Origin of the sequence: Cryobacterium zhongshanensis, from assembly GCF_022760445.1 — a bacterium.
GTDB classification, from domain to species: domain Bacteria; phylum Actinomycetota; class Actinomycetes; order Actinomycetales; family Microbacteriaceae; genus Cryobacterium; species Cryobacterium algoricola.
Genome location: NZ_JALGAR010000004.1, coordinates 290,950 through 313,425, shown reverse-complemented (window position 1 = coordinate 313,425; position 22,476 = coordinate 290,950). Strand labels below are relative to the sequence as shown.

The window sequence follows — 22,476 nt, the reverse complement described above, 5'->3', positions numbered from 1 at the left end:
CCGTTGTGAGAACGACTACCATTGAGCCCAAACAGGTCTCCGACCGACAGGAGTGACTTCGTGAGATTTCAGGCCAACCGGGACGTTTTCAGCGAAGCCGTTTCATTTGCTGTCAAACTCCTTCCCCAGCGCACCACGCTGCCCATTTTGAGTGGTGTGCTGATCGAGGCAACAGCGACCGGCTTGATCCTCTCGTCATTCGACTACGAGGTCTCCGCACAAACGGAAATCGCAGCCGAGGTCGAAGAGACCGGTCGGGTTCTCGTCTCCGGTCGTCTCCTCGCGGAGATCGCCAGCCGGATGCCGAATGCTCCCGTCAGCTTCGTGACCAAGGATTCCCGCATCACCGTCAGCTGTGGAAGCGCGAGCTTCACGCTCCTGTCCATGCCTGTCGAGGAATATCCGAGCATCCCCGTCGTGAGCGGACAAGCCGGCCTTGTTCCGGCCGAGGATTTCGCCGCAGCAGTCGCCCAGGTCGCCGTCGCCGCATCGCGTGACGACGTGACTCCGGTGATCACGGGCGTTCAGCTGCAGATCTCGGAGAACAGCCTGAGCCTCGTTGCGACCGACCGCTACCGCGTCGCCGTCCGGGAAATCGACTGGGATCCGGGCACGATGGTCGCCACAGACACCATCACCGCGCTCGTACCCGCCCGCACCCTGCAGGAACTCGGCAAGACCTTCGGCCACAGCGGCACGATTTCCGTGGCGATCACCAACACCGACGATCGCGAACTGATCGCATTCACCGCGGACAAGAAGACTGTCACGAGCCTCCTGATCAAGGGGAACTACCCGCCCGTTCGCAGGCTTTTCCCTGACCAGGTCGACAATTACGCCGTGATGAACACCGCGGAATTGATCGAGGCCACCCGTCGCGTCGCTCTCGTGCTCGAGCGTGAAGCCGCGCTACGTTTCAGCTTCACGACCGACGGACTCACTCTCGAAGCAGTCGGGTCGGAGCAGGCGCAGGCGAAGGAATCCGTCGATGCGATACTGTCCGGCGTTGAAACCGTCGTCTCCCTCAAACCGCAGTTCCTGCTGGACGGCCTCACGGCCGTGCACTCCGAATTCGTGCGGATCTCATTCACGAAGACGGAAAACCCCAACAAGCCGGGACCTGTCCTGATCACGAGCCAGAGTTCGCGTGACCAGCCGGGTGCGGACAGCTACAAGTACCTGCTCCAGCCGAACCTGCTGTTGCGCTAAGAACTGCGGTGCGGGTAACTCACCTGTCCCTGACCGACTTCCGCAACTATGCGCAGGTCGAGGTTCCGTTCAATCCCGGACCCAACCTCATCGTCGGGAGCAACGGCCAGGGCAAAACCAACCTGGTCGAGGCTCTCGGCTTTCTGAGCACACTGGGTTCGCACCGGGTGTCCACGACGGCCGCGATGATCCGGTCCGGCGAGGACGCCGCCATCATCCGGGCGAAGCTCGAATACAACGGCAGGGATCTCCTCGCCGAAGTGCAGATCAACCGGTCCGGACTGAACCGGGCGCAAGTCAACCGCTCGGTGATCAAGACGCGGGAGCTGCCGCGGTATTTCTCGAGTGTCTTGTTCGCTCCGGAAGACCTCGCGCTCGTGCGCGGCGACCCGTCGGGGCGACGCCGGTTCCTCGACCAGCTTCTGGTACTCCGGTCCCCTCGTCTCACCGGGGTGCTTGCCGATTACGACCGGGTGCTGCGGCAGCGCAACTCCCTGTTGAAATCCGCCAGGGCGTCCGGATTGCGCACAACCCAGCTCGGAACGCTCGAGGTCTGGGACGACCGTCTCGTGGAATTCGGTTCGGAGATCATCGACGAGAGGGCGAAGCTCACCGATGAACTCGGCGGTCCCCTTCGCTCTGCGTATGAGGCCGTCGTCGACGCCGATCACGGCCCGGCGCTGCTCGGCGCCCTCAGCATCCTCGGTTCGGACGACACGCTCGGCAGCGACGAAGGCACTGATGTCGGTACATCCTCCGGTGGATCGGCCGGCACCGCAGGGATCGCGAAGGAGGCCGGGGCGACTGCCGAGCTGTTCCGGGCGGCCCTTTCCGGCGTTCGCCGGAAAGAACTCGACCGCGGGATGACCCTGGTCGGCCCGCATCGCGACGATGTCGTCTTCATGCTCAACGCCCTGCCGGCGCGGGGATATGCGAGCCACGGCGAATCCTGGTCATTCGCCCTCGCGCTCAAGCTCGCGGCCGCCGAACTCCTGCGCAGGGATTCCGCGAGCGGGGATCCCGTCCTCATCCTCGACGACGTCTTCGCTGAACTCGACCAGTCCCGCCGCAGCCGCCTCGCGGCTGCGGTGCTGGGATTCGATCAGGTGCTCATCACTGCGGCCGTGTTCGAGGATGTCCCCAAACAACTGGCGGCGCACACCATTCATATCAACGCAGGGGAGGTCGTCGATGGCTGAGCAGAGCGAGGCCGCACGGGTCTACCTGCGGTTCAAGGACGTGTTCGGCGACCCGAACGCGAAGCGCGTGAAGGCCAGGCGCCGGGTACGGGACGACACCGGTTCGAGTGTTCCGTTCGGCATCGGCCGCGATCCACGTGGCCTCGGCGACACGATCGACTCCCTGACCATGCAGCTCGGGTGGAACTCACCCCTCGCGCAGTCGGAACTGCTCGCATCCTGGATCGAACTCGCCGGTGAGGAAACATCGAAACACTCCACTCCCGCCGGCATCGACGAGGGCGTGCTGACCGTGCACTGCGAGTCGACGGCGTGGGCGACCCAGCTCCGGATGATGCGCGTCGAAATCATGACGCACATCTCCGTCCGCTATCCGGACGCGGGCATCGTGTCAATCCGTTTTCAGGGACCCAACGCTCCCTCCTGGAAAAAGGGTCCCAGATCAATTCCAGGGCGCGGTCCACGCGATACCTACGGCTAGGGAGCCAAAACAGGTCAACCGACTAGGCAAAACGCGTCAGATCCCCGTTTATGGCCGGGAGGCCATGCCCTGTTTGGTAGACTCAAGGGTCGCCCGCGCGACGGTCAGGAGCTCCATAACAGATGTCAGTCGAACCATTGATCGAGCCGGAGCATGGATACGGCGCCGACGATATCCAGGTCCTCGAAGGACTTGAAGCCGTTCGGAAGCGCCCCGGTATGTATATCGGGTCGACCGGTCCCCGAGGTCTGCACCACCTGGTCTACGAGATTGTGGACAACTCGGTGGACGAGGCCCTCGCGGGATACTGCGACACCATCGGCATTGAGATCCTCGCCGACGGCGCCGTTCGCGTCGCAGACAACGGTCGCGGCATCCCCGTCGACATCCACAAGGCGGAGGGCCGTTCGACGGTCGAGGTCGTCCTGACCGTGCTCCACGCCGGCGGTAAATTCGGTGGCGGCGGTTATTCGGTTTCCGGTGGCCTCCACGGCGTCGGCAGCTCCGTGGTCAACGCGCTGTCCTCCCGGCTCGACGTTGCGGTCCGCCGCCAGGGCCACGTGTGGCGGCAGAGCTTCCACGACGGTGTCCCCTTCGCCCCGCTGAGCCAGGACGAAGCCTCCGAAGAGACCGGAACGACGATCACGTTCTGGCCGAGCGCCGAAACCTTCGAGACCACGGACTTCGACTTCGAGACCCTGCGGGCGCGCTTCCAGCAGATGGCGTTCCTTAATAAGGGACTCACTATCACGCTCACCGACGAACGACCGGAGCACCTCGACGCCGAGGGCGCCCCGATGCACAAGACCTTCATGTACGAGAAGGGACTCGTCGACTACGTCGAGTACCTCAACCGTGCCAAGAAGGCCGAACTCGTCAACGAAGAGATCATCTCCTTCGAATTCGAGGACCACGAACGCAAGATGGCCCTCGAAGTGGCCATGCAGTGGACCACCGCGTACACGGAGAGCGTCCACACCTACGCGAACACGATCAACACCCACGAGGGCGGCACCCACGAAGAGGGTTTCCGCGCGGCGCTCACGACCCTCGTCAACAAGTACGCCAGGGAAAAGGGCATCCTCAAGGAAAAGGATGACAACCTCACCGGTGACGATGTGCGCGAAGGCCTGACCGCCGTTGTGTCGATCAAGCTCGCCGAACCGCAGTTCGAGGGCCAGACCAAGACGAAGCTCGGAAACACCGAGGCGAAGTCCTTCGTGCAGAAGGTCGCCAACGACCAGCTGTCCGACTGGTTCAACCGCAACCCGATCTCGGCCAAGGAGATCATTCGCAAGGCGCTCCAGGCGTCGAACGCCCGGATGGCGGCGCGCAAGGCGCGCGAAACAGCCAGGCGCAAGGGCCTCCTCGAGGGTGGCGGCATGCCGGGCAAGCTCAAGGACTGCCAGAGCAAGGACCCGTCCCTCTCCGAGATCTTCATCGTCGAGGGTGACTCGGCCGGCGGCTCCGCGGTCCAGGGCCGGAACCCGGAGTATCAGGCGATTCTCCCGCTTCGCGGCAAGATCCTGAACGTGGAGAAGGCGCGGCTCGACCGTGCCCTCGGAAACGCCGAGGTCCAGGCCATGATCACGGCATTCGGCGCCGGCATGGGCGAGGAATTCAATCCCGACAAGGTCCGGTATCACAAGATCGTCCTGATGGCCGATGCGGATGTCGACGGCCAGCACATCACGACCCTCCTGCTGACCCTGTTGTTCCGCTACATGCGGCCGCTCATCGACCTCGGCTACGTGTACCTCGCGCAGCCGCCGCTGTACCGGCTCAAATGGACGAACTCCCCGCACGAATACGTCTACTCCGACAAGGAACGCGACGCGCTCCTCGCCGATGGCGCGGCAGCGGGCAAGCGGATCCCCAAGGACAACGGCATCCAGCGGTACAAGGGGCTCGGCGAGATGGACTACAAGGAGCTGTGGGAAACCACGATGGCGCCTGAGACCCGAACGCTGCTCCAGGTCACGCTCGACGACGCAGCGGCGGCGGACGAGATTTTCTCCACACTGATGGGCGAGGACGTCGAGTCCCGCCGCAACTTCATCCAGAAGAACGCGAAGGACGTGCGTTTCCTTGACATCTGACGACACCAACAACACCACCGGCAACACCACCAACGAGGAGCTCGCAGCGGAAGCCGCCGCGAAGGCGGCTCATCTCGAGCAGCACGGCAAGATCGACCAGGTCGACCTGCAGCTCGAGATGCAGCGCTCCTACCTCGACTACGCCATGAGCGTCATCGTCGGGCGTGCGCTTCCCGACGTGCGTGACGGCATGAAGCCGGTGCACCGTCGCGTGATCTACGCCATGTTCGACGGCGGGTACCGCCCGGACAAGGCGTTCAGTAAGTGCGCGCGCGTCGTCGGTGACGTGATGGGCCAGTTCCACCCCCACGGTGACTCGTCCATTTACGATGCCCTCGTCCGGCTGGTCCAGCCCTGGAGCCTGCGCTATCCGCTCGCGCTCGGCCAGGGCAACTTCGGCTCTCCCGGAAACGACGGCGCAGCCGCCCCGCGGTACACCGAAACGAAGATGGCCCCGCTCGCCCTCGAAATGGTGCGCGACATCGACGAGGACACCGTCGATTTCCAGGACAACTACGACGGTCGCACCCTCGAACCGACAGTGCTCCCCTCGCGCTTCCCGAACCTGCTCGTCAACGGTTCCGTCGGCATCGCGGTCGGCATGGCCACCAACATCCCGCCGCACAACCTGCGCGAGGTCTCCGCCGGCGCCCTGTGGTACCTGCAGAACCCCGATGCGACGCGCGAGGAGCTCCTCGAAGCACTCATCCAGCGGATCAAGGGACCCGACTTCCCCACCGGCGCGCAGATCCTCGGGATCAAGGGCATCCAGGATGCCTACCGCACCGGTCGCGGCTCCATCACGATGCGCGCCGTCGTCAGCATCGAAGAGCTCCAGGGCCGCACCTGCCTTGTGATCACCGAGCTGCCGTACCAGGTCAACCCGGACAACCTCGCGATCAAGATCGCCGACCTCGTCAAGGACGGCAAGATCGGCGGGATCGCCGACATCCGCGACGAAACCTCCGGCCGCACCGGCCAGCGCCTCGTGATCGTGCTCAAGCGCGACGCCGTCGCGAAGGTCGTCCTGAACAACCTGTACAAGCACACCCCGCTGCAGGAGAACTTCGGCGCGAACATGCTCGCGATCGTCGACGGAGTGCCGCGCACGCTGCCCCTCGACGGCTTCGTCTCCGCCTGGGTCGACCACCAGGTCGACGTCATCGTGCGGCGCACCCAGTTCCGGCTGAACAAGGCCGAGGCTGACGCGCACATCCTGCGCGGCTACCTCAAGGCGCTCGACGCCCTCGACGAGGTGATCGCGCTCATCCGCCGGTCTCCGACCGTCGAGGACGCCCGCACCGGCCTGATGGAGCTCCTGGACGTCGACAAGCTCCAGGCCGACGCCATCCTGACGATGCAGCTGCGCCGCCTCGCGGCCCTCGAGCGCCAGAAGATCATCGACCAGGCCGCCGAGCTCGAGCTGCAGATCGTCGAGTTCCAGTCGATCCTCGCGAGCCCGGAACGCCAGCGCACGATCATCAGCGACGAGCTCACCGAGATCACCACGAAGTTCGGCGACGACCGCCGCACCGAGATCATGTTCGGCTTCGACGGCGACATGTCGGTCGAGGACCTCATCCCCGAAGAGGAGATGGTGGTCACGGTCACCCGCGGCGGCTACATCAAGCGCACCCGCAGCGACAACTACCGCAACCAGCACCGCGGCGGCAAGGGCGTCAAGGGCGCCCAGCTGCGCGCGGACGACGTCGTGGAGCACTTCTTCGTCACGACGACGCACCACTGGCTGCTGTTCTTCACGAACACCGGGCGGGTATACCGCGCCAAGGCGTACGAAGCACAGGAATCCGGCCGGGACGCCAAGGGCCAGCACGTCGCCAACCTGCTCGCACTGCAGCCGGGTGAGGAGATCGCGCAGATCCTCGACATCCGCGACTACGGGGCGGCCCAGTACCTCACGCTCGCCACGCGCGACGGCCTGATCAAAAAGACGGCGCTGAGCGAGTACGACACGAACCGCACCGGCGGCATTATCGCGATCAAGCTGCGCGAGGGCGACGAGCTCGTCTCCGCGCTCCTCGTCGAGGAAGACTCCGACCTGCTGCTCGTGTCCCGGAAGGGCATGTCGATCCGGTTCACCGCGAGCGACGAGGCCCTGCGACCGATGGGCCGGAGCACCTCCGGCGTGATCGGGATGCACTTCCGCGGCGATGACCGCCTGCTCGACGCATCCGTTGTCTCGGACGACGGCTACGTGTTCGTCGTGACGGAGGGCGGCTATGCCAAGCGCACAGCGGCCGACCAGTACCGCCTGCAGAACCGTGGCGGACTCGGCATCAAGGTCGCAAAACTCAACGATGATCGCGGGGACCTCGTCGGGTCCCTTATCGTGGAGGACGAGGACGAAGTACTCGTGGTCCTTGCCAGTGGCAAGGTGGTACGCTCTGACGTCGCAGAAGTCCCTGCCAAGGGACGGGACACGATGGGCGTCGTCTTCGCTAAGTTTGCGGAAGAAGACCGGATCATCGCGATTGCGAAAAACTCCGAACGTAACCTGATCGCCGAGGATACTGCGGACGAGCCGGAGAGCGATTCGGGAGAGGAAGAACCGTTAGATGAGTAGTGTTGCTGAAAAACTTGCCAAGAAGTCCGGCCGGAGACCCACTGCGACAACAAAGCAGGTGCGGCTCAAGTTGGTCTACATCGACTTCTGGTCGGCGGTGAAGTTGTCCTTCCTGATCGCCCTGTGCCTCGGTATCGTGACCATCGTCGCGACCTTCCTGATCTTCACGGTGCTCAACGGCACCGGGATCTTCGGGAAGATCGACACCCTGTACGCCGATATCGCCGGTTCGTCCTCCGATCTGGCCAGCATTCTCTCCATCGGTAATGTCATGGGCTTCGCCGTCGTCGTGGCGGTGCTGAACACGGTCGTCATCACGGCCCTGGGCGCCGTCTACGCCGTGCTGTACAACCTGAGCGTGAAGATCACCGGCGGACTGCTCGTCGGCTTCACGAACAACTAGCACCACCCGTTTCACCCGCGTCACCCGATTCACCCGTTTCACCGCCGCTCCCAATCGGGCAGGCTCCGATCTGATCGGCTGCTCGATTGGGAGAAACCGGAGGTTTCCGGTAGTCTCAAATCTGCCCAATAAGGGGGATATAGCTCAGTTGGTTAGAGCGCTTCACTGATAATGAAGAGGTCCCAGGTTCAAATCCCGGTATCCCCACGCAGTAGCAGTTTTATGTAGTCCTGGCCGTTCCGGCCATCACGCCCGTGAATGTGCGGGGCCATAGCTCAATTGGTAGAGCGCCTGCTTTGCAAGCAGGAGGTCCGGGGTTCGATTCCCCGTGGCTCCACAATCCGCAGCAATCTCGCAGCAGAACGACAGAAGGCCCGCATCCAGTGGATGCGGGCCTTCTGTGTATCTGTCTGTGTCTCTTACGACCTGAGTCGGTTACGACTCGACGGACGTGGCGGTCTTGGGCTCGTCGTCGGCGACCCAGAGCTCGTCGTCGGCACGGAACGTCTGCCAGACGGCGTATGCGACGCCTGCGGCGGCGGCCAGGGCGACACCGAGCGCGATGTATGCGCCGGCACCCGGGCCCTTCTTCTCGATCACAACGGGCTGCTGGAAGTGCAGGCGGCTGAGAGCGGCGCGAACGCGGGCGTCCCTGGCGACGTCTCCGACGCTCATGACGGTGCCGATCGCGCTGCCGATACCGGGAAGCACCTTGGTGACGACCTGGTTGCGTACACCGTCGGCCAGATCCTGGGTGGCCTGGACCTTGGGGCGAACGACCTGGTCGTAGCTCTCGCGGACCCGGGGAACGACTTCCTCGCGGGTGAGTACCCCCGCCTGGTGTGCGGCTTCACGTGCAAGCACGTTTGCCCGGTCGAGAACCTCCTGCTGGTGGTTCCACAACTCGTCTGCGCTCTTGCGCAGCTTCGTAAGTTCCTTGCGGCGCTTGCGTGACAGGCTCATCTGGACCCTCCATCGATGTCATGTGGCGAACACCATCCATCTTGCCACGCAATACCGTAAGAGGGCTTCGGATGCCGCGGACGGTCAGAATCAGCCTGCGCGCCTGTGCAAGAATTGACCCCATGTCAAAGCACACCGCCGTCGCAACGCTCAATACATCGCTCGGACCGATCAAGGTCAACCTCTTCGGCAACCACGCGCCGAAGACGGTCAAGAACTTCGTGGGCCTCGCCACCGGCGAGATCGAATGGAAGCACCCCGGCACCGGCAAGGTCTCGAAGACTCCCCTCTATGACGGCACCGTCTTCCACCGCATCATCAAGGACTTCATGATCCAGGCCGGCGACCCGCTCGGCCAGGGCACCGGCGGCCCCGGCTTCCAGTTCGACGACGAGATCAGCCCCGACCTCGACTTCACCCAGCCGTACGTCTTCGCGATGGCCAACGCCGGCATCCAGGGCGGCCGCGGCACCAACGGCTCGCAGTTCTTCATCACCGTCGTCCCGACCACGTGGCTGCAGGGCAAGCACACCATCTTCGGCGCCGTCGAGGACGAAGCCTCCCGCGCGATCGTCGCGAAGCTCGCCACCGTGCCGACCGATGGCCGTGACCGTCCCCTCACGGAGGTCGTCATCGAGTCCGTCACCGTCGAGCAGGTCTAGGCCCACTTCGAATGACTGACCTGCCCGGATCCGCAGCCAATTTCTGCTATCGGCATCCGGGCAGGCAAAGTTTCATCCTCTGTCAGCGCTGTGGGCGCACCATCTGCCCGGAGTGCCAGACCCAGGCCGCCGTCGGTGTGATCTGCCCCGAGTGCATGAAGGAACAGCGGCAGAACGCCCCGCGCACTCGCCCGGCCCTCCTGTCCCGGATCTCGTCGAGCCGTGGGCCGGTCGTCACCTACGGCATCATCGGTGTCACCTTCGCAGTGTTCCTGCTGCAGCTCCTTCCCGGATTCGACGTCACGAGCGCATTGCTCTACGCCGGCATCTACTCGTACCCCGGCAGTTTCGAGCCGTGGCGGATGCTCACGAGCGTGTTCGTCCACTCGACCGGCTTCATCTTCCACGTGCTTCTCAACATGTACACACTGTGGATCTTCGGCCAGATCCTCGAGGGCATGCTCGGCCGTGGCCGCTTCCTCGCCCTGTACCTGCTCAGCGGGCTCGCGGGTTCCCTCGGGGTGTTGTTCCTGGCCGGTCCGCTCACAGCCGTCGTCGGGGCATCCGGTGCCATCTTCGGACTGATGGGCGCATTCCTGGTCATCCAGAGACGACTGGGAGGCAATTCGACACAATTGCTGATCCTCGTCGGAATCAACCTCGTGATCGGCTTCGTGCCGGGCCTCAATGTCGCCTGGCAGGCGCACGTCGGCGGCCTCATCGGCGGAGCGATCCTCGGTCTGATCTACGTGCAGACGCGGCGCAGCAAGCACCAGTCATTGCAGAACTGGCTTGTCGCAGGTTTCGCGCTCGTTCTCGTCGCCCTGAGTTTCGTCAAGTTCCTGGGCTGAAAGTTATCCACAGGTCTGTCCACAACTGGGGATAATTACACCGGTGTAATTGGTCCCCGAACAGGGGGTAACCGAGAGGTTAACGCCAGCGGGTGGTCATCAGGAAGCCGATGAAGGCGATCCCGAATCCGACGAGGATGTTCCAGGAGCCGAGGCTGCCGATCGGCAGCGTTCCCTGGCTCACGTAGAAGACAATGATCCACGCCAGTCCGATGAGCATGAAGCCGAACATGACTGGTTTGAACCAGACGGCGTTCGGGGCGTCCTCGCCAGAGCGAACGACCTCGGTGCGGGCGGGCTTAGTGCGGGGATTCGTTCGAGCCATGCCTGCGATTCTAGCGCCATTGCCCCTCGGGCGACCTCGCCAGGGCTCGCCGGGCGCCTCTGCCGATTAGAATCGGAACCATGTCCGACGCCACCCCGCCCGCCGCGCCAGCGGAGAGTCGTCGCGCGCGACGAGCACTCCGGCGCCGCAAGCCGGTGAGCGTGATCGGTGTCTTCGGTGAAGTGCTCATCACGGGAGGCGTGCTCGTCTTCCTCTTCATTGCCTGGCAGCTGTGGTGGAACGACCTCGTCGTCGCCGGTGAGCAGTCCAGCGCGGCCAACCAGATCAGCCAGCAATGGATCGACGACGCGCAGGCGGCCAGCTCGACGCCGACACCCACGCCGACGAATACGCCGACTGCAGCTCCTGCCCAGCCGTCGGGCTTCGGAACTCCCGTGGTTGCCGTTGCCCCTGCCGAGGCACAGCCGTTCGCCGTGCTCTACGTGCCGCGCTACGGCGCCGCGTATTCGCGCACCATCGCGGAGGGCGTCGGCCTCAATGTGCTCAACAGCCCGCGGCTGGGTATCGGGCATTACCCGGGCACCCAGATGCCGGGCGAGGTCGGGAACTTCGTGGTGGCGGCGCACCGCAGTGCCAATGGCGGCGGCATGCACCTGATCAACGAGCTGCAGCTCGGCGATCCCATTTTCGTGCAGACGGCCGACGGGTACTACACGTACCGGTTCCGTGACCTGGAATACGTGCAACCGACCGACGTCGGCGTCCTCGCTGCCGTCCCGCACGCGCCGGGGGCGACCGCGACCGACCGCATCATCACCCTCACGAGCTGCAACCCGCTCTACTCCACTGCGGAACGCATCATCGCCTACGGTGTCTTCGACTCTTGGCAACCCATCTCGGCCGGCCCGCCAGCGGAACTTGCCGCCATCATCGCGGCCCAGGCCGCGGGCTAGGAGGCTCATCATGTACGCAGCACTGTGGCGGGTCCTTCCCGGCCCCCTCTGGCTCCGCATCCTCCAGGTGCTGGTGCTCGTCGCTCTTGTCCTCTTCGTCCTCGCCACGTGGGTGTTCCCGTGGGTGGACACCATCGTCAACAGCCAGGAATCGACGGTCGGCACGCCATGACCCGCATACTCGTCATCGACAATTACGACAGCTTCGTCTACACCCTCAACGGGTACCTGATGGAACTGGGGGCAGAGACAGAGGTCGTGCGGAATGACGCATTCCCACCGGAGGAAGCCGCTGCGCGCATCGCTGAGTTCGACGGTGTGCTGCTCTCGCCGGGGCCGGGGAAGCCCGCCGACGCGGGAGTGTCCATTGCCGTCGTCCGGGCCGCGTTCGAGGCCGGCTCGCCGCTCTTCGGCGTATGCCTGGGTCATCAGGCGATCGCGGAGGCCTTCGGGGCCACGGTGACGAACGCCGAGGAGCTCATGCACGGCAAGACGAGTCAGGTCACGCACGACGACAGCGCGTTCTACGCCGGCGTTCCCCAGCCCTTCACTGCGACGAGATACCACTCGCTCGCCGTCGTCGATTCCACGGTCCCGAGTGACCTCGTCGTGACCTCGCGCACGGCCGGAGGCGTGATCATGGGACTCCGGCACGCATCCGCTCCGATTCTCGGTGTGCAGTTCCACCCGGAATCGGTCCTCACGGAGGGTGGCTACCTCATGCTGGCCAACTGGCTGGCCCTCACCGGCCTCCCTGAGGCCCAGGAGACCGCACGGGGCCTCCACCCCATCCTCAAGCTGTCCTAACGTCACCTCCGCGCGGCTGTGCTCTGCCGTGCCGCGCTGCGGTCGCACGAGTGTGGTGGATGCCGGGTGCGACGCTGAGCCAGCAAGTGCCTTGGTCAGTCGAGTCCGCCTTGGTTCGATGTTCAGTCGCGGTTGGGTGGTCCGGTCAGGACCTGGTGGGCGCGGTGCCGGTTCGGTGGCCGCCAGAGTCGTTGCGGGTCGATCAGCCCCGGGGCCCGCACTTGTGGTGAGCCCTTCACCATCCGGATCTCCCACCCCGACGTGTCGATGGTGTGGTGATGGAACCAGCAGAGGAGGACCCCGTTGTCGACATTCGTCGGGCCGTCCTTCGCCCACGGCTTCACATGGTGCACTTCGGCCCAGTGGGCGGGGGCCTTGCACCCGGGGATGATGCACCCGCCGTCCCGGGCGGTGATCGCCCGCCGCTGCGCCCGGTTGAAATACCGCCGTTCCGGGCCCAGTTTCAGCACCTGGTTGTTGGCCCCGAACAACACCCCCTGGAAGCCGCCGTCGCAGATCCGTTGGTGCACCGTCTTCAGCGACACCGGTGCTTCGACCCCGTCGATCCACCCGACCCCGACCCCGGAGTCGAGGTCGACGGCGTTCACGTGCACCATCACCGTCGGCGCCGACCCACCCATCGACGGCGTGTCCTGGTCGCGAGCGGCATGTTCGATCAACGCGCGGAGGATGTCGGCGCGTTTCTCCCCGCTGGTGCGGGTGTCCTGGCGGCGTTCCCGAAGCTCGGCTTCGATCACGTCCAGCTCCGGGCCGGTGTCGGCTCCGGTGCCTTCGGTTTCGGCGCCGGGGATCATCTGCCCCGAATCCATCAGCGCCTGTTCTTCCTCGGTGGGGAACGCGGGCCGCGCGTGGAAGCTGAGGAAGGCGTCGAAGAGGGTGTTCATCATCCCGAACAGTTCCGGCGTGACCCCGCCCTTCACCGGATACAAGCCGTTCTTGAGTTGGCCGAAGCCGATGTTCGACTTCGCCTCGAACACGTCCTCCTGCGGCAGGACGCCGTCCGGGTCCAGGGCCGCCTGCCACTGCAACACCATGCCCCGGATCAGATCCGCAGCCGCCGGGACCCCCGCGCCGGCGAGGTTCTCGGTTTCCGGGGTGATCAGACCGGCCGCCGAGGCGACCAGAGCACGTTCCGCCGTCAGCAGGTCATCCGGCGCCACCCGGTGACTGATCGTCTGAAGCCCCGCCACGATCAACTCCGCGGTCTCCACCCCGATCTCCCCCGCGGTCAGGGCGGCCCCGACCGTCGGGAACAACGGCGGCAACCAGCCGCTCCCGCCGCACGGCCGCGGCAACACCGCATCGCCGAGCTTGGTGCGTCGCTTCACTTCCCTGGCCGACACCCGCGTCACCCGGGTCAGCACATCCAACGGACCTTTGCAGCCCATTCGCCATGCCAGCCCGTCCCGGTCGAGCACTCGGGCCCGCCGATCCACATCGGTGGCGGTGTTCACCCGGGCCGCATCCACCGTCCGCCCGATCGCCTCGACCATGCTGAGCGCCGTCACGGCTTCCGTATCGCTGAGCAGTCCGACCGGGATCGCCGCCAAGGCCTCCGCGAGGGCCGTCTGGGCCTCGAGGAGCCGGGCGACAGCATCCGCATGCACCGACGCAACCGAGCCGGCCAGGCCCTCAACACCCTCGAAACCCTCAGCAATCGCAACCGGATGAGCCGCCTCGACCGACGACTCCGCGGATGCGACCGACGACTCAGCCGACGACTCGGTGGAGACGAGGCCCACCGTGGTGGGCTGATCCCCCGCAGCCCCGGAACCGGGTGTCTGCGGGGTGTGTGACTGTGGATCCGAAGCTCCTGCCATACCCCGATTCTACCCCGAATCGAACACGAATGCGAGATTAGCTCACTTAATTATCGCCTCGGTGCTCCGAGTTTCACACCTGCACGCGAGTGTGCCGGCGCTCGAGGTGCCGAATTCAGGAGATGCGCCCGGGCGAGCGCCACGGGCCCGCGGACCAAGTGCGGCCGATCCCACCCGGACGCAGGCATCTCCTGAATTCGGCACGGCGACGGTCGCGTAAGCCAGGCGGGTTGCACGCTCTCGGGAGTGTGTGCATGCGCTCCTGTGGCTAACTCAGGAGATTGGCCCGGGCAGGCATTACCGGCCCTCGGACCAGTGCGGCCGAGCTACGCCGGGCTGCACGGATCTCCTGAGCTAGCCACGGCGGCGCCTGCGGCGGCCTGCCGGACGCATGCTCTCGGGCGCTTTGTGCACTCCTGCATCGCGAACGTGCTGGCCTGACTCGCCGTGGGCGCCCTAGCGTCGCGAAAGCGGTGCGGCGTCGGTCACTCCGCTCAGGCCAGCCGGTCACCCGCTGTCGCGGGCCGGGCCGGGCCGGGGAGGGTAAGGCGGGGAGCTACTTGGCGCAGTAGGTGAGTGAGACTTCGGACTTCTGTTGCACGTCGCCGGGGGCCTGGGATTGCTTGGTGACGGGTGAGCCCGGCTGGCTCGCACAGGTGGTGTCCGGGGTCGGCATCGGAACGAGCTGCACGCTCGGGCTCTGCAGGAGCTCACTCGCCGCCGTCAGCGACTGGCCGACGAGGTTCGGCAGGCTGACGAGGCCGCTGGAGATGAAGAGATTGATGGTGTCACCGGTCTGGGCGCTGGCCTGAAGCGCCGGGTCGGTACGCAGCACAAGGTTGGGTGCGATCGTCGCCGAGTTCTCCTTGGTGATCGAACCTGGCACGAGCCCGAGAGCACTGATCGCGGCCTGGGCATCGGCGATCGGCAGGTTCGTGACGTCCGGGACGGTCACGGGCTGCGGACCCGTTGACACGTAGACCTTGATCACATCGGTCGGCTGGGCGATCGTTCCGGCCGGCGGGTCCGTTCGCGTGACCTTGTCCTTGGGGACCGTCGCGCTGGCCTCCTGGGCCATCGTGGCGGCGAGGTCGGACTCGATGAGGGTATTCTGGGCGGCCTCGTAGCTCTCACCGACCAGTGAGGGCACCTTCCGGGAATTGTCCGGGAGATCGCTGCTCGGGGTAAGGCTGAAGGCCCAGATCATCACGGAGAGCACGATCACGATGACGCTGAGGATGCCGGCCCAGATCCAGATGACCGGAGGGCGTCGCTGGGTGCGCACCATCGTGGCGTCCTCGGCGAGCTGCTTGAGGGCGAGCTCCGATCCGGAGGTTGCCGTCGGCGGCGTACCGAAAAGGCTTGCGGAGGCTTCATCGACGGGGCGGTGCAGCGGGATCACGCCGGAGCCGGCGATCTCGACATCCGTTCGGAATTCGACGGCGCTCTGGTAGCGGGCGAAGCGGTCCTTTTCCAGGGCTCGCATCACGACGACGTCGAGGGCCGGAGAAATCTTGGGGTTGATCGAGCTCGGGGTGACCGGTGTCTCGCTGACGTGCTGGTAAGCGACGGCGACCGGGGTGTCGCCGCGGAAAGGGGTGCGGCCGGTGAGCATCTCGAAGAGGACGACACCGGTGGAGTACAGGTCGGTGCGTGCGTCGACGGATTCGCCCTTGGCCTGTTCCGGGGAGAAGTACGACGCGGTGCCGAGGATCGCGGTGGTCTGGGCGACCGTTGTCGAGGAATCCGAGATGGCTCTCGCGATGCCGAAGTCCATCACCTTGACCTGGCCGGTCTTGGTGATCATGATGTTGCCGGGCTTGATATCGCGGTGCACGACGCCCGCGCGGTGCGAGTACTCGAGCGCCGTCAGGACGCCGTCGATGATTCGCACGGCTTCGGTGGGCTGGACGGGACCTTCGCGGATGATGTCCTTGAGCAGGCGTCCGTCGACGAATTCCATCACGATGAATGGAATCTGCGACTCGAGGCCGCCGGGTTCTCCGACGGTCTCCTCGCCTGCGTCGAAGACGCGCACGATCGTGGGGTGCGCCATCCGCGCCGCGGCCTGCGCCTCCTGGCGGAAGCGGGTGCGGAAGGCGGGGTCGGCCGCGAGGGAGGATTTCAGGAGTTTGATCGCCACCGTGCGGCCGAGCCGCGCGTCGGTGCCGATGTGCACGTCGGACATGCCGCCGCGACCAATGAGTGCCCCCACTCGATAGCGACCTGCGAGCAGGCGGCCTTCATCACTCACAGACTCACTCCCACTCTTGTCGACCATCGTCCCCTGGTCACCCAGATCTTGGCTATTTTACCTGAAGTGTCCGGCCTTCCTTACGGGGCGACCACGACATCTGTCGAGGAGGGCGACCAGCCGGAGGCGACCTGGCCGCAGTAGTACAGGAACTTGACTGTCACGGGCCCGGGCGCTGCTCCCGCGGTGACCGCTGCCGTCGTGACGCCGGCTGCGGTCGGGTTGGCTGAGGCTACGGCGCCGCCGGTCGCCTCGAGCTTGTACCCGGCCAGAGTCTGCCCGGCGGGGCAGGACTGGGCCGTCCAGGTGTAGGTGACCGTGCCACCGGGGGCAACAGTCTTCTTGTCCGCCGTCGGAGCCGCGGTCGGGGTGTCCGGAACGAGGGCCGGCGCGTAGACCGTGACGGTGATCTTCTCGCCCTTCTTGACCGGGCCCGTCGGGTTGACCTTGTAGACCGTGTCGACGACCTGAGTGGCCGGGTCGACCGAGGCGTTACCCGTGACGACGTCGGCGACGAAGCCCAGACCCTGGAGCATGGTGCGGGCTTCCCCGCTCGTCTTGCCGATGAACTCGGACTCGGTCACCTCCGCCGTTGTGGGCGTCGGGGTCGCACTCGGCGTCGGACTCGGCGTCGCACTCGGCGATGGAGTCTTGGACGGCGTCGAGGAGGGAGTGCTCGACGTGCTCGACGTCGTGACCGGGGTGCTTCCGCTGTTCTGCTGGGAAACGAACGCGATGATGCCGCCGATGAGAACCAGAGCCAGCAGTGCGATCAGGGCGATGAGCGGCCAGGTCCACGGGCTGGGCTTCTTCTTCTTCTTGGCTTCCGCGGCCTCGGCCGCTGCCGTAGACGCGCGAGTGACGGGCGGCAGGCCGGAAGGAAGCAGCGTGGTGGCCTGCGCGTTCGCGCCGGCACCGGGCATCAGCATCGTCGCCATGGTGGGGGTGACCCCGTTCATGACGGCGGGAACCGAAGCGGCCGCGAGTGCGACATCACCGCGGCGCAGGGCGGTTGCGGCCCTGGCGAGGTGGGCCGCCGACGCCGGGCGATCCGCCGGGTTCTTGGCGAGGCAGGAGATGACGAGGTTGCGGACCGGCTCGGAAATCGTGTCGGGCAGGTCAGGAGCGATCTCGTTGATCTGCGCCATCGCGATGGCCACCTGAGACTCTCCCGTGAACGGGCGGCGTCCGGCGAGGCACTCGTATGCGACGATGCCGAGTGAGTAGATGTCGGTCGTCGGTGACGCCGAGCGACCGCTCGCCTGCTCGGGCGAGAGGTACTGCACGGTGCCCATCACCTGACCGGTCGCGGTGAGCGGAACCTGGTCGGCGATACGGGCGATGCCGAAGTCGGTGATCTTGACCCGGCCATCGGGGGTGATCAGCAGGTTCCCCGGCTTGATGTCCCGGTGTACGAGTCCAGCGGCGTGCGCGGCGTGCAGGGCGGATGCCGTCTGCGCGACGATGTCGAGGACCTTGTCGGTCGGCAGGACGTGCTCGCGCTCGAGGATCGTCGACAGGGCTTCGCCGGGAACGAGTTCCATGACGAGGAAGGCGCTGCCGTCTTCTTCGCCGTAGTCGAAGACATTGGCGATGCCTTCGTGGTTGACGAGAGCGGCGTGACGGGCCTCGGCGCGGAAGCGCTCGAGGAAGCCCGGGTCACCGAGATACTCGTCCTTCAAGATCTTGATGGCGACGGTACGACCGATCACGAGGTCGACGGACTGCCAGACCTCGCCCATCCCGCCGATGGCGATCCGGGACTTCAGTTCGTAGCGTCCCCCGAAGGTGAGCCCTGCTGTGGGTCTCATTTGTTCAGCACCGCCTCTAGTACCTGCTTTGCAATGGGTGCGGCGAGCAAATTGCCGTACCCCTTCTGGCCAAGACCTCCGCCATCCTCAACGAGGACGGTGATCGCGTATTTTGGATCTTCTGCGGGAGCAAAACCGGTGAACCAGAGTGTGTATGGCTCGTTAGTTGCGTTCTCGGCCGTACCCGTTTTTCCCGCCACGTTGACCCCGTCTATTCTTGCATTGCTTGCCGCGCCATCCGCGACGTCATTGACCATCATCTGGGTCATCGTGGCCGCGGTTGCAGCGCTGATCACCTGTTTCACCGTCTTCGGCGTGAAGCTTTCGAGCGGGCTGAGATTGGGGGCGATGATTTCCTCCACGAGGTTCGGCGCCATCTGCACCCCGCCGTTCGCGATCGTCGCCGACACCATCGCCATCTGCATGGGCGTTGCGCGCACCTCGTACTGCCCGAACGCCGACAGTGCGGTCTGTGCGTCATCGAGGACCGTGGGGTACACGCTCGTCGCGACATCGAGGGGAACCGAGTAGCTCGTGTTGAACCCGTACTTCTCGGCCATCTCACGGATGGCTGTCGCACCGAGCTGCAGCCCGAGCTCGGCCATGGGAATGTTGCACGACAGGCGCAGCGCCGTGGCGATCGTGACCGTGTCGCCGCTGCCGCAGGTGCCGCCGCCGGAGTTGATCACGACGGAGGAGCTGCCGGGCAGAGTGAAGGTCGGCAGGTTCGGGAAGGCACTGTCCGGGGTGAACTTGCCCGATTCGATGGCAGCGGATGCGACGACGAGCTTGAAGACGGACCCGGGAGGGTTGAGCGCATCGATCGAACGGTTGATCAGGGGGTTGCCCGGGTCGTTCACGAGGCCCTGGTAGGTGTCGGTGACGGCCTGGTCGTCGTGCACGGCGAGCAGGTTCGGGTCATAACTCGGCTTGGACACCATGGCCAGGATCCGGCCGGTCTTCGGCTCGGTGACGACGACGGAACCGGTGAGGTTCCCCAGGGCATCCCAGGCGGCCTGCTGGGCGACGGGGTCGATCGTGACCTCGACGGACGCGCCCTTGGACGCCTGCCCGGTGACGAGGGAGTTCATCTGGTCGAAGAACTGAGAATCCGAGGTGCCGCTGAGTTCGCCGTTGAGCGCGCGCTCGAGCCCGGTCGCCGCGCCGTTGACGGGCAGGAAGCCCGTGACAGGGGCGTAGAGGGCGGCGTTGCTGTACGTGCGCAGGTACTTGTAGTTGTCCTCGGTCGGGACCGACTGGGCGATCGGGGTACCGGCAACGAGGATGGCGCCGCGCTCGACCATGTAGCTGTCGTAGAGCGTGCGGGTATTGCGGGAGTCCGCGGACAGGCTCTCGGCCTGGAAGACCTGGATGACCGTCGTCGAGGTCAGCAGGGCGACGAACATCAGCATCACGACGATGCTCACGCGCTTGAGTTCGCGATTCATCAGACCACCAGCCGGGGTTGGTTGCGGACGGTGTCGGACAGGCGCAGCAGGAGCGCGACGATGATCCAGTTGGCGACGAGCGAGGATCCGCCGGCCGCGAGGAAGGGTGTCGTGAGCCCCGTGAGTGGAATGACCCTGGTGACACCGCCGATGACGATGAAGCACTGCAGGGCGACCACGAAGGAGAGCCCGACACCGAGGAGCTTGCCGAAGTCGTCGTGCCCGGCGAAGCCGATGCGGAAGCCGCGGGCGACGAAGAGCAGGTACAGGGCCAGGATCGCGAACAGCCCGGCGAGCCCGAGCTCCTCGCCGAGGCTCGCGATGATGTAGTCGCTCTGCGGGACCGGGGTGATCTCGGGACGCCCCTGGCCGAGGCCGGTGCCGAGAAGTCCGCCCTTGGCGAGCCCGAACAGGCCCTGGACGAGCTGGTAGCTGCCGCCGTCCGCGCCGTACACGTCGGGGTTGAGCGCATCGAGCCAGTTCTGGAACCGGCCGTGCACATAGTCGAGGGTCTGGCTGGCGATGATCGCGCCGCCGATGAAGAGGGTCATGCCGAGCAGGACCCAGCTGAGTCGGCCGGTCGCGATGTAGAGCATGACGAGGAAGAGCCCGAAGTAGAGCAGGGCCGTTCCGAGGTCGCGCTGGAAGATGATGACCGACATCGAGAGGGCCCAGAGCACCAGGATCGGCCCGAGGTCGCGCAGTCGCGGGAACTTCATCCACAGCACCTTGCGGCCGACCATGGAGAGGCTGTCCCGGTTGCGGACCAGATAGCCGGCGAAGAAGATCGCGAGGGCGATCTTCGCGATCTCACCGGGCTGGAAGGTGGCGAACGAGCCGATGCCGATCCAGACCCTGGCGCCGCTGACCTCGCGGCCGAGTCCGGGGACGAGCGGGAGGAGCAGCAGGATGACCGCGACGAACCCGGACACGTACGTATAGCGGAAGAGCACCCGGTGGTTGCGGATGACGAGCATGACCGTGATGGCACAGGCGATCGCGAGGCCGCTCCACACGGTCTGGCGCACTGCCGCACTGTCCCAGCCGGCGTCGCCGTTTGCGATATCGATGCGGTAGATCATCGCGATTCCGATGCCGTTCAGGAGCGTCGCGATCGGCAGGATGAACGGGTCGGCGTCCCGCGCCACGAAGCGCAGCACGATGTGCAGGCAGAGCACGAGGCCGGACAGGCCCGCGCCCAGCACGACGAGGGTCGTGTCGATGTGCCCGAGCGCGCCGAGCTGGACAAGCACGACGGCTGCGGCGTTGATCCCGCAGGCGACGAGTAGCAGGAAGAGCTCGACGTTTCGCATCTTCTGCGGCAGATGCAGTCTCCGGGTACTCCCCGGCTTGGACTTCGGAGCGCGCGCGGGGGTATCCGCTGCCCGTGAATTACTCATTTTTAGCCTTGGTCAGGCGTTCGATCACGAGGCGGGCCTCGTCGAGGGAGGAGGCGCTGATGGTCTGCTCGACCTGCTGCCGGTCGTAGACCCGCAGGTCGGTGACCTGGAGCGGAGTCTCCTCGTAGACGGAGTGGAGGGAGATCGGCCCGAGGTCCTGTTGGACGCCGCGGAAGATCGCGACCGTGCTGCCCTCGACGCCGACGTAATAGCGGGTCTGAGTCCACTGATACCCGAGGACTCCGCCCCCGACGAGGGCGACGATGAGCAGGATGACGCCGGCGAGCCAGGTGGCCTTGCGGCGGCGGGCGCGGCGGGCGTCCTCCTCGATGAGTTCGGTGAGGTAGTCCTGGGAGTCGGGCTCGAAGTGGGTCTCGCGAACGGGGTGCAGGCGCAGACTCGACATCCGCAGGGCCCGGCTGCGTCCGGGTTCTTCGCCGAAGGCCAGCGGGGCGGATGCCGACCCGACGACGACGGGGGTGTCGACGCGTTCGTCCGGCGCACCGATGTCGACGACGACGATCGTGACGTTGTCGGGGGCTCCGCCGTCGAGGCTCTCCTTCACGAGGCGATCGGCGACGCCCTGCGGGTCGAGCCCGCTCGAGAGTGCGGCCGCGATGCTCGCGTTGGAGACGACGCCGCTCAGGCCGTCGGAACAGATCAGCCAGCGGTCTCCTGCGAAGGTCGCGAGGATCGAGGTATCGATCTCAGGGGCGGCCTCGACGTCGCCGAGCACGCGCATCAGGACCGAGCGGCGCGGGTGCACCATCGCCTCCTGCTCGGTGATGCGGCCGCTGTCGACGAGACGCTGCACGAAGGTGTGGTCGATCGTGATCTGGGAGAGCTCGCCCTCACGCAGAAGGTAAATCCGCGAGTCGCCGATGTGGGCGATCGCAACCTCGTCGTTGAGGACGACGAGGGCGCTGACGGTCGTGCCCATCCCGGTCAGCTCGGTGTGTTCGTAGACCGTCTCGGCGAGGAGCGAGTTCGCCGCGATGAGCGCGGCCTGGAGCGCGAATTCGGCGTCCTGCGGGCTCTGGTAGTCCCGGTCGGCCTCGATGATGCGCTTGGTGGCGATCGCGGAGGCGACGTCGCCGCCCGCGTGCCCGCCCATGCCATCGGCGACGAGGAACAGGTGCTGGCCGGAGTAGCCGGAGTCCTGGTTGTTGGACCGGATCCTGCCAACGTGGGACGCGGCCGCGCTGTGACTGACTGTCGCCATGGA

19 protein-coding genes and 2 tRNA genes are annotated in these 22,476 nt (G+C 65.6%); 13 read left to right on the top strand and 8 right to left on the bottom strand.

Annotation, left to right across the window (positions count from 1 at the left end):
* Positions 1-60 precede the first annotated feature (60 nt).
* The 8 genes from dnaN (at position 61) to MQH31_RS15550 (ending at position 8,312) form a co-directional block, all read left to right on the top strand.
* Positions 61-1,209, top strand: coding sequence for a DNA polymerase III subunit beta (dnaN, locus tag MQH31_RS15585; RefSeq protein WP_243012805.1), 1,149 nt, complete (start codon positions 61-63; stop codon positions 1,207-1,209).
* An 8-nt stretch (positions 1,210-1,217) separates the two neighbouring features.
* A complete protein-coding gene (gene recF / locus MQH31_RS15580; protein WP_243012804.1) occupies positions 1,218-2,408 on the top strand; it encodes a DNA replication/repair protein RecF in 1,191 nt (396 codons plus the stop codon).
* On the top strand, positions 2,401-2,889 hold the full coding sequence (locus MQH31_RS15575) for a DciA family protein (protein WP_134534759.1): 489 nt from the start codon (positions 2,401-2,403) through the stop codon (positions 2,887-2,889). Before recF ends, MQH31_RS15575 begins: the two co-directional genes overlap by 8 nt.
* 122 nt (positions 2,890-3,011) lie before the next feature.
* Positions 3,012-4,988 carry a DNA topoisomerase (ATP-hydrolyzing) subunit B gene (gene gyrB, locus MQH31_RS15570; RefSeq protein ID WP_134534758.1) on the top strand — a complete coding sequence of 659 codons (1,977 nt, stop codon included), beginning with the start codon at positions 3,012-3,014 and terminating at the stop codon, positions 4,986-4,988.
* A 91-nt stretch (positions 4,989-5,079) separates the two neighbouring features.
* Complete coding sequence (gene gyrA / locus MQH31_RS15565; protein ID WP_255454374.1) at positions 5,080-7,572, top strand: DNA gyrase subunit A; 2,493 nt, start codon at positions 5,080-5,082, stop codon at positions 7,570-7,572.
* Entirely contained in the window at positions 7,565-7,975 is a 411-nt protein-coding gene (locus MQH31_RS15560) for a DUF3566 domain-containing protein (RefSeq protein WP_134534757.1), read from the top strand. The genes gyrA and MQH31_RS15560 overlap by 8 nt, the downstream gene beginning before the upstream one ends.
* A gap of 133 nt (positions 7,976-8,108) precedes the next feature.
* A tRNA-Ile gene (locus tag MQH31_RS15555) sits at positions 8,109-8,182 on the top strand.
* Positions 8,183-8,239: 57 nt separating this feature from the next.
* A tRNA-Ala gene (locus tag MQH31_RS15550) sits at positions 8,240-8,312 on the top strand.
* A 98-nt stretch (positions 8,313-8,410) separates the two neighbouring features.
* Here MQH31_RS15550 and MQH31_RS15545 read toward each other — a convergent pair.
* Positions 8,411-8,938: a hypothetical protein gene (locus MQH31_RS15545; protein WP_134534756.1), complete on the bottom strand. Its 528-nt coding sequence runs from the start codon at positions 8,936-8,938 to the stop codon at positions 8,411-8,413.
* Between the two features lie 122 nt (positions 8,939-9,060).
* On the opposite strand from MQH31_RS15545, the gene MQH31_RS15540 reads away from it, so the two are divergent.
* Both MQH31_RS15540 and MQH31_RS15535 read left to right on the top strand, forming a co-directional pair.
* Positions 9,061-9,600, top strand: a complete 540-nt coding sequence (locus MQH31_RS15540) for a peptidylprolyl isomerase (RefSeq protein ID WP_134448572.1) — start codon at positions 9,061-9,063, stop codon at positions 9,598-9,600.
* A gap of 11 nt (positions 9,601-9,611) precedes the next feature.
* Entirely contained in the window at positions 9,612-10,451 is an 840-nt protein-coding gene (locus MQH31_RS15535; protein ID WP_134534755.1) for a rhomboid family intramembrane serine protease, read from the top strand.
* 79 nt (positions 10,452-10,530) lie between these two features.
* Here the strand turns inward: MQH31_RS15535 and MQH31_RS15530 are convergent, their stop codons facing one another.
* A complete protein-coding gene (locus MQH31_RS15530; protein WP_134534754.1) occupies positions 10,531-10,776 on the bottom strand; it encodes a cell division protein CrgA in 246 nt (81 codons plus the stop codon).
* A gap of 80 nt (positions 10,777-10,856) precedes the next feature.
* Between MQH31_RS15530 and MQH31_RS15525 the strand changes: the two genes are divergently transcribed.
* From MQH31_RS15525 to MQH31_RS15515, 3 genes are read left to right on the top strand one after another with little or no spacing between them, the layout of a single operon-like run.
* Entirely contained in the window at positions 10,857-11,690 is an 834-nt protein-coding gene (locus MQH31_RS15525; RefSeq protein ID WP_241976250.1) for a class E sortase, read from the top strand.
* A gap of 10 nt (positions 11,691-11,700) precedes the next feature.
* Positions 11,701-11,862 carry a hypothetical protein gene (locus MQH31_RS15520; RefSeq protein ID WP_243012803.1) on the top strand — a complete coding sequence of 54 codons (162 nt, stop codon included), beginning with the start codon at positions 11,701-11,703 and terminating at the stop codon, positions 11,860-11,862.
* Positions 11,859-12,497: an anthranilate synthase component II gene (locus MQH31_RS15515; RefSeq protein WP_243012802.1), complete on the top strand. Its 639-nt coding sequence runs from the start codon at positions 11,859-11,861 to the stop codon at positions 12,495-12,497. Before MQH31_RS15520 ends, MQH31_RS15515 begins: the two co-directional genes overlap by 4 nt.
* Before the next feature lie 122 nt (positions 12,498-12,619).
* On the opposite strand, the gene MQH31_RS15510 is transcribed toward MQH31_RS15515, so the two are convergent.
* From MQH31_RS15510 to MQH31_RS15485, 6 genes are all read right to left on the bottom strand, one after another.
* On the bottom strand, positions 12,620-14,338 hold the full coding sequence (locus MQH31_RS15510) for an HNH endonuclease signature motif containing protein (RefSeq protein ID WP_243012801.1): 1,719 nt from the start codon (positions 14,336-14,338) through the stop codon (positions 12,620-12,622).
* A 556-nt stretch (positions 14,339-14,894) separates the two neighbouring features.
* Complete coding sequence (gene pknB, locus MQH31_RS15505; protein WP_134534751.1) at positions 14,895-16,619, bottom strand: Stk1 family PASTA domain-containing Ser/Thr kinase; 1,725 nt, start codon at positions 16,617-16,619, stop codon at positions 14,895-14,897.
* 53 nt (positions 16,620-16,672) lie between these two features.
* On the bottom strand, positions 16,673-18,403 hold the full coding sequence (locus MQH31_RS15500) for a serine/threonine-protein kinase (RefSeq protein WP_243012800.1): 1,731 nt from the start codon (positions 18,401-18,403) through the stop codon (positions 16,673-16,675).
* Positions 18,400-19,851: a peptidoglycan D,D-transpeptidase FtsI family protein gene (locus tag MQH31_RS15495; protein WP_243012799.1), complete on the bottom strand. Its 1,452-nt coding sequence runs from the start codon at positions 19,849-19,851 to the stop codon at positions 18,400-18,402. The genes MQH31_RS15500 and MQH31_RS15495 overlap by 4 nt, the downstream gene beginning before the upstream one ends.
* Positions 19,851-21,251: an FtsW/RodA/SpoVE family cell cycle protein gene (locus MQH31_RS15490; RefSeq protein WP_243012798.1), complete on the bottom strand. Its 1,401-nt coding sequence runs from the start codon at positions 21,249-21,251 to the stop codon at positions 19,851-19,853. Before MQH31_RS15490 ends, MQH31_RS15495 begins: the two co-directional genes overlap by 1 nt.
* Positions 21,244-22,473, bottom strand: a complete 1,230-nt coding sequence (locus MQH31_RS15485) for a PP2C family protein-serine/threonine phosphatase (protein ID WP_243012797.1) — start codon at positions 22,471-22,473, stop codon at positions 21,244-21,246. The genes MQH31_RS15490 and MQH31_RS15485 overlap by 8 nt, the downstream gene beginning before the upstream one ends.
* Positions 22,474-22,476 lie beyond the last annotated feature (3 nt).

Excerpts from the sequence above, each read along its gene's own strand:
- MQH31_RS15495 (WP_243012799.1), bottom strand. The coding sequence starts at position 19,851 with ATGAATCGCGAACTCAAGCGCGTGAGCATCGTCGTGATGCTGATGTTC.
- MQH31_RS15560 (WP_134534757.1), top strand. The coding sequence starts at position 7,565 with ATGAGTAGTGTTGCTGAAAAACTTGCCAAGAAGTCCGGCCGGAGACCC.
- MQH31_RS15545 (WP_134534756.1), bottom strand. The coding sequence starts at position 8,938 with ATGAGCCTGTCACGCAAGCGCCGCAAGGAACTTACGAAGCTGCGCAAG.
- MQH31_RS15485 (WP_243012797.1), bottom strand. The coding sequence starts at position 22,473 with ATGGCGACAGTCAGTCACAGCGCGGCCGCGTCCCACGTTGGCAGGATC.
- gyrB (WP_134534758.1), top strand. The coding sequence starts at position 3,012 with ATGTCAGTCGAACCATTGATCGAGCCGGAGCATGGATACGGCGCCGAC.
- MQH31_RS15515 (WP_243012802.1), top strand. The coding sequence starts at position 11,859 with ATGACCCGCATACTCGTCATCGACAATTACGACAGCTTCGTCTACACC.
- MQH31_RS15535 (WP_134534755.1), top strand. The coding sequence starts at position 9,612 with ATGACTGACCTGCCCGGATCCGCAGCCAATTTCTGCTATCGGCATCCG.
- MQH31_RS15490 (WP_243012798.1), bottom strand. The coding sequence starts at position 21,251 with ATGAGTAATTCACGGGCAGCGGATACCCCCGCGCGCGCTCCGAAGTCC.
- MQH31_RS15530 (WP_134534754.1), bottom strand. The coding sequence starts at position 10,776 with ATGGCTCGAACGAATCCCCGCACTAAGCCCGCCCGCACCGAGGTCGTT.
- MQH31_RS15520 (WP_243012803.1), top strand. The coding sequence starts at position 11,701 with ATGTACGCAGCACTGTGGCGGGTCCTTCCCGGCCCCCTCTGGCTCCGC.
- MQH31_RS15575 (WP_134534759.1), top strand. The coding sequence starts at position 2,401 with ATGGCTGAGCAGAGCGAGGCCGCACGGGTCTACCTGCGGTTCAAGGAC.
- MQH31_RS15525 (WP_241976250.1), top strand. The coding sequence starts at position 10,857 with ATGTCCGACGCCACCCCGCCCGCCGCGCCAGCGGAGAGTCGTCGCGCG.
- MQH31_RS15540 (WP_134448572.1), top strand. The coding sequence starts at position 9,061 with ATGTCAAAGCACACCGCCGTCGCAACGCTCAATACATCGCTCGGACCG.
- MQH31_RS15500 (WP_243012800.1), bottom strand. The coding sequence starts at position 18,403 with ATGAGACCCACAGCAGGGCTCACCTTCGGGGGACGCTACGAACTGAAG.
- MQH31_RS15510 (WP_243012801.1), bottom strand. The coding sequence starts at position 14,338 with ATGGCAGGAGCTTCGGATCCACAGTCACACACCCCGCAGACACCCGGT.
- pknB (WP_134534751.1), bottom strand. The coding sequence starts at position 16,619 with ATGGTCGACAAGAGTGGGAGTGAGTCTGTGAGTGATGAAGGCCGCCTG.